Origin of the sequence: Shewanella sp. NIFS-20-20, from assembly GCF_019209865.1 — a bacterium.
GTDB lineage: Bacteria > Pseudomonadota > Gammaproteobacteria > Enterobacterales > Shewanellaceae > Shewanella.
The window spans coordinates 23,669-41,374 of sequence record NZ_JAHUTT010000036.1; the positions used below are offsets into that span (position 1 = coordinate 23,669).

At 49.4% G+C, this 17,706-nt stretch carries 16 protein-coding genes; 5 read left to right on the forward strand and 11 right to left on the reverse strand.

Translation table 11 applies throughout. From position 1 onward, the window contains the following. Positions 1–13: 13 nt before the first annotated feature. The 8 genes from KU855_RS12090 to pseB are packed head-to-tail and all read right to left on the reverse strand — an operon-like array spanning position 14 to position 6,904. Complete coding sequence (locus KU855_RS12090; protein ID WP_218530540.1) at positions 14–559, reverse strand: GNAT family N-acetyltransferase; 546 nt, start codon at positions 557–559, stop codon at positions 14–16. Next, the gene (locus KU855_RS12095; RefSeq protein WP_218530541.1) at positions 556–1,227 is read right to left on the reverse strand and encodes a PIG-L deacetylase family protein; all 672 of its coding nucleotides are present in this window, start codon (positions 1,225–1,227) and stop codon (positions 556–558) included. The genes KU855_RS12090 and KU855_RS12095 overlap by 4 nt, the downstream gene beginning before the upstream one ends. Continuing rightward, the gene (locus KU855_RS12100) at positions 1,217–1,912 is read right to left on the reverse strand and encodes a methionyl-tRNA formyltransferase (RefSeq protein ID WP_218530542.1); all 696 of its coding nucleotides are present in this window, start codon (positions 1,910–1,912) and stop codon (positions 1,217–1,219) included. The genes KU855_RS12095 and KU855_RS12100 overlap by 11 nt, the downstream gene beginning before the upstream one ends. Next, a complete protein-coding gene (gene pseI / locus KU855_RS12105) occupies positions 1,909–2,973 on the reverse strand; it encodes a pseudaminic acid synthase (RefSeq protein WP_256261005.1) in 1,065 nt (354 codons plus the stop codon). Before pseI ends, KU855_RS12100 begins: the two co-directional genes overlap by 4 nt. Further along, positions 2,966–4,054, reverse strand: a complete 1,089-nt coding sequence (pseG, locus tag KU855_RS12110; protein ID WP_218530543.1) for a UDP-2,4-diacetamido-2,4,6-trideoxy-beta-L-altropyranose hydrolase — start codon at positions 4,052–4,054, stop codon at positions 2,966–2,968. Before pseG ends, pseI begins: the two co-directional genes overlap by 8 nt. Next, a complete protein-coding gene (gene pseF, locus KU855_RS12115; RefSeq protein ID WP_218530544.1) occupies positions 4,051–4,767 on the reverse strand; it encodes a pseudaminic acid cytidylyltransferase in 717 nt (238 codons plus the stop codon). Before pseF ends, pseG begins: the two co-directional genes overlap by 4 nt. Beyond that, on the reverse strand, positions 4,764–5,912 hold the full coding sequence (gene pseC, locus KU855_RS12120; RefSeq protein WP_218530545.1) for a UDP-4-amino-4,6-dideoxy-N-acetyl-beta-L-altrosamine transaminase: 1,149 nt from the start codon (positions 5,910–5,912) through the stop codon (positions 4,764–4,766). The genes pseF and pseC overlap by 4 nt, the downstream gene beginning before the upstream one ends. Continuing rightward, positions 5,909–6,904, reverse strand: coding sequence for a UDP-N-acetylglucosamine 4,6-dehydratase (inverting) (gene pseB / locus KU855_RS12125; protein WP_218530546.1), 996 nt, complete (start codon positions 6,902–6,904; stop codon positions 5,909–5,911). Before pseB ends, pseC begins: the two co-directional genes overlap by 4 nt. Positions 6,905–7,340: 436 nt before the next feature. On the opposite strand from pseB, the gene KU855_RS12130 reads away from it, so the two are divergent. The 3 genes from KU855_RS12130 to KU855_RS12140 all read left to right on the forward strand — a co-directional run bounded on the left by KU855_RS12130 (position 7,341) and on the right by KU855_RS12140 (position 11,000). Further along, entirely contained in the window at positions 7,341–9,803 is a 2,463-nt protein-coding gene (locus KU855_RS12130) for a 6-hydroxymethylpterin diphosphokinase MptE-like protein (RefSeq protein ID WP_218530547.1), read from the forward strand. Between the two features lie 117 nt (positions 9,804–9,920). After that, complete coding sequence (locus KU855_RS12135; RefSeq protein ID WP_218530548.1) at positions 9,921–10,400, forward strand: DUF2947 domain-containing protein; 480 nt, start codon at positions 9,921–9,923, stop codon at positions 10,398–10,400. 39 nt (positions 10,401–10,439) lie between these two features. Then, complete coding sequence (locus KU855_RS12140) at positions 10,440–11,000, forward strand: chalcone isomerase family protein (RefSeq protein WP_218530549.1); 561 nt, start codon at positions 10,440–10,442, stop codon at positions 10,998–11,000. Positions 11,001–11,070: 70 nt separating this feature from the next. On the opposite strand, the gene KU855_RS12145 is transcribed toward KU855_RS12140, so the two are convergent. Continuing rightward, positions 11,071–11,976, reverse strand: a complete 906-nt coding sequence (locus KU855_RS12145) for a DUF6268 family outer membrane beta-barrel protein (protein WP_218530550.1) — start codon at positions 11,974–11,976, stop codon at positions 11,071–11,073. Positions 11,977–12,045: 69 nt separating this feature from the next. Then, on the reverse strand, positions 12,046–12,660 hold the full coding sequence (locus tag KU855_RS12150) for a TetR/AcrR family transcriptional regulator (RefSeq protein WP_218530551.1): 615 nt from the start codon (positions 12,658–12,660) through the stop codon (positions 12,046–12,048). Between the two features lie 164 nt (positions 12,661–12,824). Here KU855_RS12150 and KU855_RS12155 point away from each other — a divergent pair, with 164 nt between their 5' ends. Beyond that, complete coding sequence (locus tag KU855_RS12155) at positions 12,825–13,916, forward strand: efflux RND transporter periplasmic adaptor subunit (RefSeq protein ID WP_218530552.1); 1,092 nt, start codon at positions 12,825–12,827, stop codon at positions 13,914–13,916. A 3-nt stretch (positions 13,917–13,919) separates the two neighbouring features. Continuing rightward, on the forward strand, positions 13,920–16,985 hold the full coding sequence (locus tag KU855_RS12160) for an efflux RND transporter permease subunit (RefSeq protein WP_218530553.1): 3,066 nt from the start codon (positions 13,920–13,922) through the stop codon (positions 16,983–16,985). Between the two features lie 56 nt (positions 16,986–17,041). On the opposite strand, the gene KU855_RS12165 is transcribed toward KU855_RS12160, so the two are convergent. Then, complete coding sequence (locus tag KU855_RS12165) at positions 17,042–17,287, reverse strand: YdcH family protein (RefSeq protein ID WP_218530554.1); 246 nt, start codon at positions 17,285–17,287, stop codon at positions 17,042–17,044. Positions 17,288–17,706 lie beyond the last annotated feature (419 nt).

Below are 17,706 nucleotides of genomic sequence, written 5' to 3' on the forward strand. Positions count from 1 at the left end.
TATCCTAACTGAACTAATACCTGATAAATCGAGCCAATGGATCACGCGCAGCTTGATAATCCACCACCCTTAATGTCATCGGGATCAATTCACCATGGTGGTCATCTTGCGCTTGATAGCCACACTTAAGATGAAAGCGTAACGAAGCGACATTCTCGCGAAACACCTTGCCAACTAACAAGCCCATGCCTAGCTCAAAAAAAGCCATATCATTGAGCGCAAAAGCAACACAAAATGGCACGATGTTATTGCGGTAGTGTTGGGGGTAAATGTACATACTCGGTTCACATTGTCGACGCTCGCGGTCAATGGCAACCAAGGAGGCGACCCCAATCGGCTCACCTTTAAATGAGGCGACCCAATAGGCCCGCTGTTCATCGCCACACAATCCGGCAAACCACGCTTGCTGCTGGGCTTGACTGATTGGCCGTTGATCGAGCATATGCTGGCTAATCTCAGGACTATTGCGCCACAAACGCACCATCTCAAGATCTGCCTCGGTGATCGGCTGCAACGTAATCCCGTAGCGCTCAAAGCGCGGCGGCCAAACGGCGCTCATGATACGATCTCCCGCTCGACCATAAAGGCTTCGGCAGCACGAACGCCAACGCAGGCCCCGCGCCATTGCCGTAATGCGCTAATCGCCTCCACTGAGCGACTGTGCGGCCAAGGGCGCAATTCTTGTTGATAACACGCCTGCGCGCGGGCGATGGCCTCGGAAAAATCACTAATATCCACATAGCGTTGCGGCCGAAATGCACTCTGAGATTGTAGGGCCCACTCGGTGCTACTGGGCACTTCAAAGCAATAAATCGCCTGCACGCTATGACCGGGCTGAGGGCGACAAGCCGTCAATACCGCCCGATAGGTCACGGCATGATCAATATTCAAATCATCGCCAAAATGGGTATAAATAATGTCCGGTTGATAACTGGCAATCTTGGCTTCTATGGCCTTAACCACGGTCAGCAGCGGCATTGCATCCATCTGATTATCACCGAAATCTAAAAAGGTCGGTGGCGGGCAATCGAGGCTGTGGGCCGCGGCTAAGGCCGTTTGCTGGCGCAGTTGTGATTCACTGTGTTCGACATCACGGGAGCCGACACCATTGGTCATAAAGAGTAATTCGACCCGATCTCCATCGCGTCGATGGCGTAATAAGGTGCCGGCACAACCCAGCACTTCATCATCGGGATGCGCGGCTACCACTAATACCTTATGCGTCATCGCTCTCATCCTTTATCTTGGTGAACACCACTCGGGCTTCGATGCTGTCATCGCCGCGTTCTGCTTGGGTCAAACTTAAGCGCCACCCCGCGATATCTACATAGGCATGTGGATAACCAGGAGCATCAAGCATTCTAATGAAATCATAGAGTTGCTCCGCATTCAAGTCATTCGGCAACTGACTTTGCGCTGGGGTTCGACGCTGAAAATAATGGGCTTCGCCTTGCTGCGGTTGCGCCGTTAATTGCTGGCTGATAATCCGCTGGATAAGGGTAATGACCTGCCTTGATGAGGCTTGATAAATGGCATGGGCGCTGCCATCCAACGCCAACGGCACTTTGGCATAAATAGGGCCAGCGTCGAGTTCATCGGTCATCTTTAAGGCGGTCAATTGAGTGTGTTGTTGCCCCGCTAAGATTAAATTCTGCAACGGACTGCCCCCCCGCCCATAGGGCAAGTCGGTCATATGAAAGCACACACATTCAAACTTCGCGACTATGTCACTGGCCACTTTCCAGCGCCAATGGGGGAAAAAAATATAATCGGGTTGCCAATCTTTAAGCCAGGCATAACTCAATTGTTCCGGGGCATCAACATAGCGCCATTCACCTGGCATCTCGTTGATAAACGAAGTGAATATCTCACGATTCCAGTCGCCCACTGCGGCAATCACATAGCGACTCATCGCCCTAATAAATCCCAGCTTAATGCCGTACCCGCACTGACATCGCAGCTGACGGTGCGGCCAATAAACGCATCAAGGTGCTTAGGCGCTAAACCGAGCCCTGGGCGCACTGAGCGAATGTTCGCGGCGCTAAACACCTCACCAATTTTCATATCTTTGGCAATATACAGTGACCGCCGAAACTTAACTGAGTCTTGCTCTTGGCCCACCGGTCCATAACTGACCTGCCCCATGGCCAATGCCGCGCGGCGACTTTCGGTCACTAGCGCGCTTAACTCTTGCGGTTCGAGGGAAAAATCAGCATCGACACCGCCGTCATGGCGATTGAGCACAAAATGCTTTTCAAGGACAGTGGCACCAATGGCGGTCGCTGCGATAGCCACCCCGATACCTAAGGTATGATCCGATAAGCCGACTTGGCATTGAAATAATTGCGCTAAATGCGGGATCGTCAGTAAATTGGCATCGATAGGATCGGCGGGGTAATGACTGGTGCACTTGAGCAACACCAAGTCTTGGCAGCCCGCCTCGCGCAATACTGCCACCGCTTCGGCCAGTTCCACTTGGGTCGCCATACCTGTCGACATAATCACAGGTTTGCCAGTCTGAGCGACGGCGCGCAGCAGACCATGATCGGTATTTTCAAACGAAGCTATCTTGTAACATGGCACATCAAGGGTTTCCAAAAACTCGACGGCACTGATATCAAATGGCGTACTAAAGGCCACTAAATCTAATGAGGCGGCATACTCAAACAAGTCTTGATGCCACTCCCATGGTGTCATGGCTTTTTGATAAAGCGCATGCAAAGACTCACCTTGCCACAGGTTATCGGCATCATTGATCACAAACTCACCGTGATGAACATTTAAGGTCATGGTATCGGCAGTATAGGTTTGTAACTTGATGGCATGAGCACCGCACTCGGCCGCCACTTTGATCATTTCTTTGGCCGTGGCCAGAGATTGGCCATGATTTCCTGATAATTCGGCAATCACAAATGGGGCATGACCCGCTCCAATGTGATGATCCCCTATCATCATTACTGACGGCTTAGACATAACGCTCTCCAACCTCGATATCTGGGGCAAAGACTCGCCCTTGAGTAATAAATTCAACTAGCTGCGAAGCCACTAACGCACTGCCCTTAGCTGGGATTAACTCACTGGCTTGGGCGCTAATGGCCTCTAACCGCGGCAGATCATCCCACAGCGCCGCTAAGGCATCCACTAAGGCCGCCGCCGATACCGCCGCCGCATCGCCCATATTGATACAGGCCCCAAGCTCAGCTAAATAGGCGGTGGTGGCCTCTTGATTGGCGGCGATGGTCATCACGATGGCGGGCAAGGCACACGCGCAGCGTTCCCAATGACTGCTGCCCCCGGCGCCGATGCTTAAGCGCGCAGCGCTCATTAACTTGGCCATATAATCACATTGAATATGCACGGTTAACCAAGGATGGTGCCCATAGCGCTCCAGCAGCTGTTGGTTCCATGGATTATGTTGGCCAAGCACCACATCCACTGGCATGGGCGTGGCAAGACGGGCGATGGCCGCTAACACCTTGTCGGTGTGATTATCAGGATCGCTACCACCTAAGAACACCAATAAGCGTTCACAGTCGGCGCTGGCGCGGCGATTGACACTATCGAACTCAGCCCGCAATAAGGTGTACTTAGGCCCAAGCAGTAGCACACATTCAGCACTCACTAGGCTGTGATAACGCTGCGACGCATCGGGTAATAAATTTTGATCAAGCAAAATATCCGCTAGATGAGGGCGATTTGCCAAGTCATCGATGACCATCACTGTGTGACAACGTGACCTCAGCGCCGCCTCAAATTCGGCGCCTAATTGATAATGATCCACAATCAAACAATCATAATCTTGGTCAATGGCCGCAAGGCATGCTGCGGCATCTTGGCGCTGATCAACACACTCCTCGATTGCAATGATCTGATAGCCACGCTGACGAATCAGCTGTTGTAAATGACCGCGGCTGCTACGACAAATAAAACTGATGGAGACTCTGACCGCCAACACCGCGGCATGCGCCGCGATAGCATCGGCTAAGGTCAAACAACGCATCACATGGCCAGAACCTAAGGTGTCGGAGGCATCAGCGCGGATCAGTATGTTCACTCGACATCCCCCTGGGGTTCGTCTTGTTGTAATAGCTGATATAACAGCTCGGCGCGGCACCAATCCTCAAGCGTATCGATATCTTGCACTCTATGCGCGGGCAACACTAGCATGCGTCCTGATGCGCCAAATACTGAGCGCGCAGGATCCAAAAAGGCCGCTGGTCGCCCCCAATAAAATTGGCCGGCATCATGATAGGTTGGCGTAAGATCTTGCGAGCGCTTGCCAATACTTGCGCTATCAAACGGGGCCACTCCACCGCAGTCAGTTTGGATCAAGGCCCGCTGGATAGGAAAGCTAAAATGGCAGGCACTAAAGACAAAATCTATACTGGCATCGGCCGCTAACTGCGCCAAGCCTTGCTGTAATGTGACGGCTTGTAATAACGGGGTGGTAGCATACAAACAGCAGCAAAGATCCACCGTCACATTTTGCGCCTCGAGAAACGATAAGGCATGACACACCACGGCCGTGGTGCCGGTATAATCATCGGCCAACGAGGCCGGCCGCATAAATGGCACATCAGCACCATAGTGGGTCGCAATCGCTGCGATCTCCGGGCAGTCGGTCGAGACGATCACTCGCTCAAAACAGCCGCTGCGCTGGGCCGTGTCAATGGCGTGAGCCAACATCGGCTTACCACAAAAGTCTTTAATGTTTTTGTTGGGGATCCGCTTACTGCCACCTCGGGCCGGAATGATGGCGACTCTCATTGCAACACCTGCTTGAGGCTGTTAACCACAGTATTTTGTTGCTCCGCGCTCAATTGCGGGAATAAAGGCAAGGTCAAGATCTGCTGATAAAATTGCTCTGCTTGCGGGCATAAACCGGCTTTGAAGCCTAATTTTTGGTAATAAGGTTGCAAATACACTGGGAAATAATGCACATGCACTTGAATGCCTAAGGCACGCATATCGTCGAAGACTTGACGGCGTCGCTCGGCATTATCCAAGCGCACAATTTGCAGATGATAACTACTGACACTGCCTAGGAGAGGGCGCACAGTTTGCAATGGCAAACCGCTGAGTAAGCTGTGGTACTGCTGCGCTAATTGATTACGTTGACTGACAAATTCTTGCAGCCGACTTAACTGACTTCGCCCTAATGCTGCCTGCATGTCGGTCATGCGATAATTGAATCCCAGCCCGTGCTGCTCATAATACCAATCGCCTTCATCGGGGCGCTGCATCAGCTCCGCATCCTTGGTGATACCATGACTGCGCGCCATCATCATCGCCTGCGCTAACCCCGCATCCATGGTGGTAGCCATACCGCCTTCGGCTGAGGTGATAATCTTGACCGGATGAAAACTGAATAAACAGATGTCACTGTATTGGCAAGCGCCAATCATGCGGGAATGATAGCGGCCGCCAATCGCATGAGAGGCATCTTCAATCACCTTAACCCCATAGCGTTTAGCTAACTGGCCAATGGCCTGCATATCGCAGCTATGGCCGGCTAAATGCACCGGAATAATCACTTTCGGTAAAGTGCCGTGACTGGCAGCCCACGCGAGTTTTTGGGCTAATGCGTCGGGGCACATATTGCCCGTATGCCTATCGACATCGACAAAATCAATGTTGGCACCACAATACAAGGCGCAATTGGCCGAGGCCACAAAGGTAATCGGAGAAGTCCACACCCAATCCCCCGCCGTGACGCCTAACGCGATGCAAGCAATATGTAACGCCGAAGTGGCACTATTAACCGCCACGGCAAAATTCGCTCCTGTCAGCGCACAAATGGCCGCCTCAAATTGCGGCACCTGCGGCCCTTGAGTAAGATGGCTAGAGGTCAGCACCGCCATCACTGCATCAAGATCTGCCTGATTAATGTCTTGCTGACCATAGGGGATCATTGGCCGTCATCCAGCGCCAAAATTTCGGCTTGAGTAAGAAAATGAGGGTTATTTCCCGAATGATATTCAAAGCCTTGGGCCACGGGATGGCCGCGCTCACCGAGCCGGTTCATGGTGTAATCAATTTCTTTACCGAAGAACTTAATACTCGGGGTGATGACATAGTGATCATCAAACTCGACGGTATGATGAGAATCATCGGCAGGACACATGATTTCATGCATTTTTTCCCCTGGGCGAATGCCAACAATCCGTTGCTCCAGTGCTTGGCCATAGGCCGCGGCAAGGTCGGTTATCCGCACCGATGGGATCTTAGGCACAAAGATTTCTCCGCCCTGCATCCGCGCAAAATTCTTTAATACAAAATCAACCCCATCTTGCAAGGTGATCCAAAACCTGGTCATGTCTTCATGGGTGATGGGCAAGAAATCGGCACCGCTGGCAATATGCTGCTTAAAAAATGGCACCACACTCCCACGACTGCCCACCACATTGCCATAGCGCACAGCGGCAAAGCGTGGCCGTTCATTACCCACCATATTATTGGCAGCGACGAATAACTTATCTGAGGCTAATTTTGTGGCGCCGTAGAGATTAATCGGGTTGGCCGCTTTGTCAGTGGATAAGGCAATCACCTTTTCCACTTCGTTAGCGATCGCGGCTTGAATCACATTCTCCGCACCATTGATATTGGTTTTAATGCATTCCATGGGATTGTATTCCGCGGCGGGCACCTGCTTTAATGCGGCGGCGTGAATAACATAATCAACCCCTTTAAAGGCCTGATTTAATCTATCTCGGTCGCGAACATCGCCAATAAAATAACGCATACAAGGCGCATTGAACCTTTGTTGCATTTCAAATTGCTTGAGTTCATCACGAGAAAGGATAATTAATCGTTTTGGTGAATAGTTTTCCAGAAGTGTTTTTGTGTACATTTGCCCGAATGAGCCTGTACCACCGGTAATCAAAATTGATTTATTATTAAACATAAGCAGTTCTCAACCTCTGGAATCGAAATCAACCAAGCTAGGTTTGATTGGCCATAGTAAGAATAAAGCATAGAGTGTGCCAAGATGAAGAAAATAATCGCTATTGTGTGTCATGGCTGAGATTACGTTCATAATTTAATCCAATCTGTCACCAAGATGACTAAAGTACAATCCAACTTATGGTTGACATCCACAAATAAATCAAAAAAAACGCCGATTTTCTATACTTAAGCTAATGATAAAACACACTTTGGTCAAGCAGGCACATATGTTGCATTATAATCGCTCGCATGGCGTCTTCTGTTGGTGACTCGTGCCAAAGCTCAGCCTGTCATTGCCCAGGCTGGCGATGTTCCAGTCGACTTGACTAGCATGTTTACGTAATAAATAACGTCATTTTTTTGACTCAAATAAATCACCTCCAGTGGAGAACACCATGTCATTGGCTAACCCTGTATTGCAGCACTTCAGCATTAATGCTTTCGATGAAGTCTATTTATCTGCGGTAAATCGTAACCAGTTTGAACATCAAAGTGCCGCAAGCATATTTACTGAGCAATATCAGCCATTACTTAAAAAAGATATGCTGTTTGTTATTTTGGGCACTGACTCAGGATTATTAGCCAATTATATCCTTGAACAAGGCTTAGCCGAAGGTAGTCGCTATATTTTTGTCGAACATCCGCAAATATTAGATGTCTTATCCATCGATATCGACGCCAGTGTGGCCGATAAATTACTCATTATTACTCCCGAGCAATTAGCCGAGCAATTAGCCCAGATAGAATATGATGTCTATCTGGCTAAAAAACAGTTTCAACTGATGCAGTCACAGGCTTGCTCAACCGCCTATTTCAGCGATTATCAAGATCTCAAAACCCATTGCCAACAAGTGATTGAACATGCCTTTTTTTGGCATGCTCAAAACCACAAACAAAAGTCCTTTATCGAAAAGCAATTTCTCAATATGGCGGATAATGGCTTCCCGGCCGCGCGGCTACGGCAACGCTTTGTCGGCAAAACCGCCATTGTCATCGGCGGTGGACCCTCTTTAGATGAATCGCTTGACTGGATTGCTGAGCATCAACATCAATTAGTGGTGATGGTGGTGTCGCGCGCTGCCAAGCAAGTGCAAGCGGCTGGTATACACATTGACTTTGTGTTGACGGTCGATCCTCAGCCCATTAGCTTTTTAATCAGTAAACCGATTTTTGACTTACCGGCCACCAGCATACTTGTCCATGCCGATCACGGAGTTGAATCTTTGGTTGGGCAATGGCCTTACAGTCATTTTTATACTGGCTCTCAATTACCTTGGCAACCGCAAGACAACGTACCGACCGTAGCCACAACCGTGACTAATAGCGCCATCCGTTTAGCGGTTGAAATGGGCTGTCAGCAAATTTTGCTGACTGGCGTCGATTTATGCCACTCCGCCATGGGCGTCAGTCATGCGTCGGGAAGCGTGCATGGTACCATAGGTCCCAAGCTCGACTTTATTGGAGAGTGGGTCACCACCTATGAAGGCAAACTGGCAGAAACCACCTTGCAATTATTCGAGGCGATGCAATCGCTTGCTGAGCAGGCAGCGAATCTCAATGGCGCCCAATTGATCAATCTTGCCGCCAGCGCCGCCAAAATTGATGGCATTCGCTATGTCCCGAAAGAAGACATAGTCTTGCCAGGCATCGATGACAAGCAATCGCGCTTGGCCGAGATCATTACAGAGCATCCCAACTTATTAGCAAAAGATGCGTTGCTGGCACTAAAACAACAGTTAACTCAAGCGCAGCAGGATTTTGCAGCCATTAGCAAACACGCGAAACGGGCCATTGCCATTGGCGACCAATTTACCCCAACAAGCCAGCAGCAACTCAATGAGATTGAGAAACTTATCAATGATAAATACTCGCTGTTTATGGCCTTTATTAAGTTTTATGGCTACAGCCATTTCAGCCAATTTTTAACCACCAGCCAACAAGACAGCTGGCAAGAGTCCGATATCGTGGCGCGCCAAGGCATTTATTATCACGCCATTAAGACGACCTGTGACGAGCTATTGCACTTGTGTCAGCAGTCCTATGACAAGGTACTCACCCGCTTAGCCGAACATAATCCAAAGGTTGATTTAGTCTGGCTGAGCCAGCAATGGATACAACAGCAACAACCTCGGCGCTATGTGTTATGGCTGGCATCTCAGCCAAGCCGGCAACAGCAGCTGACCCCAGCAGAACAACAAGCCATTGCCATGCTTGAGGCCGCAACCAAGGCCCAATTTGCGCAACAAGTGCAGCGCGATCATCAAGGTAAACTCATCGTCAGATCGCTCAATCAAACTCCGCAAAAAATCCATCACTTATACACCAGTGGTAATGCCGAGGGCTTGTACTTAGTCTATCGCGCACTCGACTGGTATCAGGATAAGGATGAACGTGCCTTCACCTTACAAGCGCGCTGCTTGGCTTATTATCACGAAATCAATCAAGACTACGCCCAAGCTTTTGAAGTATTGAGGCAGTTAGCGCCACAATACCGCGAAGAAATAGAAATCAAGCAATTGGTGATGATGGCCTTAAAAAGTCATCAAATATTGGCCGCCGAAGAATACCTAAGCCAATTACTGAGCTTGAGCCACCTCTATTTACCTTTATTGGCTCACATCCAAAAGCTGGCAGGGAAACATCAACAAGCCCTCAATACGTATCTTGATTACCTTGATAAGTATCCAGAAGATGTCATCACCTACATTAAGCTCGGGCAGATGTTGGCTGAATTGGGCCAAGTGCAAGGTGCCCTCGATGTGTTTTTGCATGCTGCCAATTTAGATCCAGACAATCCGTTGATACAAAAGTGCTTAGCCCAATTGCAACAAGCACAGTCTCAGTTGTCTAACGGCTGATATCTACCCGCGCAGGCTTGGACTCCACCCCAAGCCTGCGTATAATAGCGCCCAGTATTTTTGCATCGATTTTGCGGTGAGACATTACCGAACGTACCTCAACACTTGGAGCCTTGTTTGACTCATACTTATATCCCTTTGGATGAATACCCACGTAAATGGATTTTTAATCACCATCAAATGCCCGTCGCAGATCAGGACAAAGCCCTGATAAAACCTTTAAGCCAAAAAAGTGCGATGCAGGTATGGCAACAATTCATTAGCGCCAAGAGTGTGAGCCCCGAGCATTTTCACAAGGGCGATTGGCCAATGAAACCCAAGGCATTTTCTAAAACCGATGCTTGGCAGTCAGCTTGGGACAGTGATGAACCCCAACTGCCCGAGATGTTAGCCGACTTTATTCAATGGCCTGATGATACTCTGGTGTATTTTTGCTATGAAAAATACCAAGTCATCGAAACCCGTTGGGACATTTTTGCCCGCCATTGGAAGAATTTCCTCTTTTTTGATGACAGCCCAATCTTAGTGTCGCCGTCATCAAAACAAGCCGTGATGTTTGAACAAAACGGTCATTATAAAATGGGCAGCCGCGGCTAGCCTTATTCCAACAAGACTCAAATAACTCAAGAGGCGTTTATGAAGTCCCTCGTATCCTTAACCTTGGTGGCGGGTTTATTGGCCACGCCACACCTCCAAGCCAAAGAAATTGCCGGCATTGATTTGCCAGCCCAAGTGCAAGTTGCCGACACGCAACTAACACTCAATGGGGCTGGCGTTCGCAGTAAGTTTTTTATGGATTTGTATGTCGGCAGCCTCTATGTCATGGCCCCCGCCAACGACTTAAGTGCCATTAGCTCGCAGCCGCAAGTGATGATCACCTTAGATATTACTTCGAGCTTAATCAGCGCTGACAAAATGAAAGATGCCATCAACGAGGGCTTTGATTTAGCCACCGCTGGCAATACCGAGGCACTGGCGACCAGAATCACGCAGTTTATGAGTCTATTTCGCGACACCATCGTCCCTGGTGATAAGTTCAGCTTAATGGTAACTAAAGGTGAAGGGGTGAGCTGTTATAAAAATGGTCAATTACTGGCCACGATTCACGGCGATGACTTCGGCCAAGCGCTGTTAGCGATTTGGTTAGGTGATGAGCCTGCCCAAGATAGCCTCAAAGACGCCATGTTAGGAGAGTAATCTTTAGCCCTAAACTCAGCTAATATAGCTGAGTTTAGGACGAGACAGCCCGCCCTTGCTCATCTCAAGCTTAAAACTTGACCTCAAACGAGAGCGCGCCCGCACCTTGGTTATCAATATCTAGGTTAACCGCAGGCTGATTCACTTCCATCTCGCCACTGAAAAAATAACCGAGATAACCGTTAATTCTGACTTGCTTACTGATTTGCCAACCCGCCCGCAAAAAAGAAACCCATTCTTCAATCTCGACGGTTTGCTGATCGACATCGGCCAGTAAAATTCGCTGGCTACGCCGTGAGCTGCCCAATCCCAATTGCCACTCAGGCGAGGCTTGATAGGTTAACTCCAATCCCGCCGGGCCGCTAAACCCTGCCTCAAACGGATTGGCCAGCGTCCAATTGTCGGCCAATTGCCAGCGAATGGCCAAATAGGGAATACTGCGCACCTCATCGATATCATTTAAATAGGCAAAGCCAACCCCTAACATATTGCCGCTATCGAACCGGTGCATGGCCGATGCCACCACCCCATAGCTTCTGGCATCAGACAAGCTGGCCGTATTGGCCGCCGTGTACTGAATTTTTGGTGCCAGCATAAACAACCAATGCTGATCCATGCGATACATCAAAGAGAATCCCAGTTTATAGCGGTTAATACTGCTAAAGCTTTCGACGCTATTGGCCAACACCCGTGGATCACTGTCCGGCGTCTGCCAGCGGTAATCAAGGCTGTCATAGCCAACACTGGCACCAATCGACCACTGTTTAGATAGTGGCATCCCGGCGTTAAAAGCAAACTGATAGGTGCCCCGCTTCAAGCTGTCTTCACCAACGCTAGCCTTTTGGGTCGTCACACTACTGACCGTTAGCTTAAAAGGGCTATATTCTGGAGCGCCCGCGGCGATGGCCGGCATGGCCAAGCTGGTGGAAATCAACGGCACAGTCGCCAGTCCAAGCCAAGGTGGACACAATTTCATTGGTAATTATCCCTAATTAGTTTTGCGCTTATACGTGTTAAGCGCCAATCTCGATCATTTTATTACCGGCTAATTAACGCGGTAGGCCCGTAAAAACATCTGCGCGGTTTGACTGACATAACATTGCCGTTGCTCGGCGGTATCACTAATGGCTAGCCCTAATTCCATTTGCATTTTTTGCTCGCCAAATAACATCAGGCATAAACGCACTGCCGCATGATGGCAATCGCCAAAGTCATAATAACCTAACGCCTTAACCTGCTGTAAATATTGGCTTAATAAGCCAACCACATGTTTAGGGCCGGCGTCATAAAACAATGCTGAGACTTCAGGGTGACTGTCCGATTGCGCCACGCAAGCTTTAAATACCGCGATGGCTTCAGGAGTGATGATCATCCCAGCAAAGGCTTGGCTAAAGCCTTGAATACACTTCTCAACCTGATGGACATCACTAAGCAGCGAATCAGAGATCTGATGCATGGCGCATTTGGCCGCAATGGCTGCCACAAATAACTCATCTTTACTGCCAAAATGGGCATACACCGTTTGCTTAGACACATCAGCGTGTTTCGCCACCTCAATCATGCTGGTCTGAGTAAACCCTTGGACGCAAAACAGGGTCATCGCCGCATCTAAGATTTGTTGACGTTTCATATCACTACGCGTCGGACTGGTTGCAATCATTCAATCCCCTATGTCGAACAAGACTCAAGCCGTACAATTTTTTAACAAAATAGACTAGACAGTCCAGTCTTGTCAATCTAGACTCCAAAGTCTAGTTAACCAATTTGCAACAACTCGTGCGGTTAGATTGATTGACCTCATCAACCCGAGCGGTAGGACAAGCAATGAGTATAAAAACAACGATTGGCGCGTTATATATTATCAGTGTAAGCCTGTTATTACTCGGCTGCCAGCCACCCGCGCCAGAGGCTATTAGCAAAGCTGCCACCTCGGTCAGCAGCCAACCTCTCGTCTTATCGCCAGGCTTTCAGCAACAGCAACGTTTTACCGGCTCTGTCCGGGCTGCCAATACCACCCTCATCGGCTTTGAGTTGGCCGGACGAATTGAGCAGTTAACGGTCGACAGCGGTGACAAGGTCAAACAAGGGCAAGTGTTGGCACGCTTAGATACCAGTTTGCTTGAAGCCATGGAACGGGAGTTGCAAGCCGCCCTCGCCCAAAATCAAGTGGACATTGATTTAGCCAAACGCACGGTTTCCCGTTCAAATGAATTGAAAAACTCCCAATTTATTGCCGAACAACAATTCGATGAATTACAAAGCCGAGCCAATAAACTCTTAGCCAGTAAACGCCAACAAACCGCCAGTTTACAGCGGATCCAATTGCAACTGAATAAATCCACTCTCCTCGCGCCTTTTGATGCGGTGGTCAGCGACAAGTCAGCTAACCTTGGCCAAGTGGTCAGCCAAGGCACACCGTTATTTACCTTAATCGGCCATGACCAACCAATGGCCTATATTGGCGTGCCCATTGATGTCGCCGCCAAGCTCACGGTCGGTGAAAACTTAACACTCACGGTGGGCGAGCAAGTATTTGCCGCCGAATTAGCCGGGATCAGTGCCCAAGTTAATCCCGTCAGTCGCACTGTCGAACTGAGATTTGCCTTACCCCATAACGCCAAGGTCTACAATGGGGAATTGGCCTACTTAAGTTACCCCTCTTGGACAGCTACCCCTGGGTTTTGGGTCCCCATTGCCGCGCTCACCGATGGTATTCGAGGCCGCTGGAATGTCTTAACCATTGTCGATAATCAAGGGCAATCAGTCATTGAGCGCCGCGATGTGCAGATATTATTCAGCCAAGCCGATAAAGCCTATATCAGCGGCGCCGTGCATGCCGGTGACATCATTGTGACTCAAGGGCTACATAAATTAGTTAATGGCCAAGCGGTCATCCCAACGCCAATGAAGGGGTGATCCATGGTCAAATCCTTGGTCGAAAATGGCCGCTTAGCCAGCTTATTAATCGCCCTGTTATTAGTGGCAGGATTAGGGGCATTAAGCACATTACCGCGGATGGAAGATCCTCATATCACCAACCGCTTTGCCTCGGTTATCACTCACTATCCCGGCGCCTCTGCCGAACGCGTCGAGGTACTGGTCACCGAAGTCATTGAAAATCAATTGCGCCGACTGGAAGAAATCAAACTGGTGCAGTCGACATCAAGACCGGGCATATCAGTCATTCAGCTAGAGCTTAAAGATTCGGTGATCAATACCGACCCTGTGTGGTCAAGAGCCCGTGATTTGCTCGCCGACACCAGCGACGCTTTGCCTGCGGCGGCGGGTCATGCCACCTTGGATGATCAATTTGGCTATGCCAATACCGCCATTTTAGGCTTTAGTTGGCAAGACTCGACCACTAACACCGACAATGTGGCGATTCTCAGTCGCTATGGCAAAGAATTACAACATAGATTGCGCCTGCTAAGCGGCACGGATTTTGTGAGCTTATATGGCGCCCCGAGTGAAGAAATTTTAGTTGAGCTCAATGCCGATGTGCTCAATCGTATTGGTCTCACCTCGGGCCATGTTGCCGCCATTTTGCAACAAGCAGATCCCAAGGTTGCTGCCGGCGAAATCAACAATAATTATTTTCGTGCCTTAATCGAAGTCTCGGGCGAACTCGACTCAGTCACCCGCATCCAACAAGTGCCCTTAAAGACCACAGACACGGGGCAAGTCGTGCGCTTGGCCGATGTCGCCAAGGTCAGCCGCACCGTCAAAACCCCGTTAGATAATCTGGCCCTTCTCGATGGCGAACAAGGCATCATGCTTGGGGTGCGCATGCTCAATAATACTCGGGTTGATCACTGGTTATCCTCGGTCAGAAGCACAGTGAGCGAGTATGAGCAACAACTGCCAAGTAATATCAAAATCGACTGGTTATTTGAACAAGAATCATACACCACGGTACGTTTAGGGGATTTGGTGGTCAACCTGATCCAAGGTTTTGTATTAATCCTATTGGTCTTATTGTTAACCCTTGGCATTCGCAATGCGTTGATCGTGGCGCTAGCATTACCTTTAACCGCGTTATTCACCTTGCTGTGCATGCAAATTGTCAATTTACCCATACATCAAATGTCTGTCACAGGATTGGTGGTGGCGCTCGGGATCATGGTGGACAATGCGATTGTCATTGTCGATGCTATCGCGCAGCGACGCCGCGAAGGTCAAAGCGCCATTGAAGCGGTGCGCAATACCTTAAGCCATTTATGGGTGCCCTTGGCGGGCTCGACCATTACCACCATGCTGGCCTTTGCCCCCATAGTGCTGATGCCTGGAGCGGCTGGCGAGTTTGTTGGTGGCATTGCCATTTCGGTGATCTTTGCCTTGCTGGGTTCCTACTTGATCTCACACACCTTAATTGCCGGGCTAGCCGGACGGTTTGGCAGTCATGGACAGCAAAGCCATTGGTACCAGCGCGGCATTGATTTGCCTTGGTTAAGCCGTGCATTTCGCCACAGTCTGAATGTCGCCCTTAAACGCCCTTTGTTAGCGGGCGTGGTCATTGGCATGTTGCCTTTATCAGGGTTTTGGGCCGCTGGCCAAATGACGGAACAATTTTTCCCGCCGTCAGATCGCGATATGTTCCATATTGAAGTGTATTTTCCGGCCCACCATAGTGTGGCGGCCAGCAGTCTAGATATTCAAGCCATCGATAGCGAATTACGCGCAAACCCTGACATTTTACGGCTTGACTGGTTGGTGGGCGGCAATACGCCATCGTTTTATTACAACCTCACGCAGCGTCAAAATGGTGCGGCCAACTATGCACAAGCCATGGTGAAGGTGGCCGATTATCAGCAGGCCAATCGACTCATTCCGCTGTTGCAGCAACAACTCGACCAACATTATCCCAATGCCATGATATTGGTTAGAAAATTAGAGCAAGGCCCACCATTTAATGCGCCGATAGAAATGCGGATCTTTGGCCCGAATCTCGATACCTTAACCGCCATTGGGGATGACGTTCGTTATCTCTTAGCCCAGCACCCTAATGTACTGCATAGCCGCACGACCTTGAGCGCCGGTGCGCCAAAGTTGTGGTTAGATATCAATGAAGATGCGAGTTTACTCAGTGGCTTAGATCTTTCAACCATTGCGGGCCAAATCCAAATGGCCACCACGGGTGTCCTTGGCGGCAGCGTGCTGGAAACCAGCGAGTCATTACCAGTGCGTGTGCGGGTCGAACAACAAACCCGTACCGATGAACGCGCCTTGATGGATCTCAATCTCAACTCAGCGCAAGGCTCCAATATTCCGCTAAGCGCCTTGGCGAGCATGGATATTAAGGTGAGCCGCGGCGCCATCCCACGGCGAGATGGCCATAGAATTAATACCGTCGAAGCCTATATCACCACAGGCACCTTACCGGCGAAGGTCCTAACGGATATTAAGCATGAGTTAGATGCCTTAGTGTTGCCTAGCGGCTACCACATCGAAATTGGGGGTGAGAGCGCTAAACGTAATGAAGCGGTCGGCAATCTACTTTCCAGCATAATTCTGGTTATCACCGCCTTACTGGCCACTTTAGTGTTATCGTTTAATTCATTCCGCTTGACCTTGATTATCCTGTTAAGCGCGGTGCAATCAGCCGGTCTCGGTTTATTGTGTGTGTATGTGTTTGGTTACCCGTTTGGCTTTACCGTTATCGTCGGTTTACTGGGGCTAATGGGATTGGCCATTAATGCCGCCATCGTCATCTTGGCAGAGCTGCAAGAGATAGATAGCGCCCAGCTCAATTGTGACAGCACCATAGTGGCAGTGAGTAGCTGTGGTCGCCATATTGCCTCAACCACCATCACCACCATCGGTGGCTTTTTGCCACTGATTATCGCTGGCGGAGGCTTTTGGCCTCCCTTTGCAATCGCGATTGCCGGCGGCACCTTACTTACTACCTTAATTTCGTTAATTTGGGTTCCTGTGATTTACTCACTGATGATCCCCCAACGAGCGAGCCTACAAAGTTCGCCCGCATAAAACAATGGGCCAAGCGGCCCATTGTTAATCTAACGAATCACTCCCCTCGAGCAGGGCTAAGGCGCCTTTGATTGTAAAATACCAAAGAGTTCATCTTTGAGTAGAACCCGTTCGGCCTTTAATTCGACAAAGTGGGCATCTGAGGTGGGGACATTGGACAATTCTAAACTGCGGATTTTATGATCGAGGGTATTATAACGCTTAGTTAACGCAGCAAACCCATCTAGATTTTGTTTAAGTTCTTCGATTAGGTCTTGGTATTGCGGAAATTCAAGATTTAGCGCGTGGCTCTCACCTAACATATTGCTCTCCTTTATCACAGAAATACGGCCTCACTAGGCAACCGCATGGATCAGGGCACTGTCTATCTCATCGCCGGAGCAGATAATCACTCACCTTTTTTAAACCCATAGACTAAATTAGCCTAGCAGTTAACTCTACAAAGGCACAAATCAGCCATAAAAATGTATGGTCCGCCTCGTTATTGCAAATGATATTTCCGATAACGAGGTTGGTTTGCGCTAATGTATTCGGAGTCTTCATTAGGTGCTACCACCCTCTCCACGATGAGTTCCGCGCTAGATTGTCCTCAAAAAGGGCGTTGTTTCCTAAATCATTGAACTAATCATCAGAACCACGATCAGATCATTAGAACTTTGAGATGGGTGACGATGATGGGTAAGGCAAAGTACAAAATCAGCAACTGGAAGCAATATAACCA

What these genes read in the sequence shown, in the direction of transcription:
- KU855_RS12100 (WP_218530542.1), bottom strand. Translation starts at nt 1,912, where the DNA reads ATGAGTCGCTATGTGATTGCCGCAGTGGGCGACTGGAATCGTGAGATA.
- pseB (WP_218530546.1), bottom strand. Translation starts at nt 6,904, where the DNA reads ATGTTTAATAATAAATCAATTTTGATTACCGGTGGTACAGGCTCATTC.
- pseF (WP_218530544.1), bottom strand. Translation starts at nt 4,767, where the DNA reads ATGAGAGTCGCCATCATTCCGGCCCGAGGTGGCAGTAAGCGGATCCCC.
- KU855_RS12165 (WP_218530554.1), bottom strand. Translation starts at nt 17,287, where the DNA reads ATGTTAGGTGAGAGCCACGCGCTAAATCTTGAATTTCCGCAATACCAA.
- KU855_RS12145 (WP_218530550.1), bottom strand. Translation starts at nt 11,976, where the DNA reads ATGAAATTGTGTCCACCTTGGCTTGGACTGGCGACTGTGCCGTTGATT.
- KU855_RS12160 (WP_218530553.1), top strand. Translation starts at nt 13,920, where the DNA reads ATGGTCAAATCCTTGGTCGAAAATGGCCGCTTAGCCAGCTTATTAATC.
- KU855_RS12140 (WP_218530549.1), top strand. Translation starts at nt 10,440, where the DNA reads ATGAAGTCCCTCGTATCCTTAACCTTGGTGGCGGGTTTATTGGCCACG.
- pseC (WP_218530545.1), bottom strand. Translation starts at nt 5,912, where the DNA reads ATGATCCCCTATGGTCAGCAAGACATTAATCAGGCAGATCTTGATGCA.
- KU855_RS12150 (WP_218530551.1), bottom strand. Translation starts at nt 12,660, where the DNA reads ATGATTGCAACCAGTCCGACGCGTAGTGATATGAAACGTCAACAAATC.
- pseI (WP_256261005.1), bottom strand. Translation starts at nt 2,973, where the DNA reads ATGTCTAAGCCGTCAGTAATGATGATAGGGGATCATCACATTGGAGCG.
- KU855_RS12155 (WP_218530552.1), top strand. Translation starts at nt 12,825, where the DNA reads ATGAGTATAAAAACAACGATTGGCGCGTTATATATTATCAGTGTAAGC.
- KU855_RS12090 (WP_218530540.1), bottom strand. Translation starts at nt 559, where the DNA reads ATGAGCGCCGTTTGGCCGCCGCGCTTTGAGCGCTACGGGATTACGTTG.
- KU855_RS12130 (WP_218530547.1), top strand. Translation starts at nt 7,341, where the DNA reads ATGTCATTGGCTAACCCTGTATTGCAGCACTTCAGCATTAATGCTTTC.
- KU855_RS12095 (WP_218530541.1), bottom strand. Translation starts at nt 1,227, where the DNA reads ATGACGCATAAGGTATTAGTGGTAGCCGCGCATCCCGATGATGAAGTG.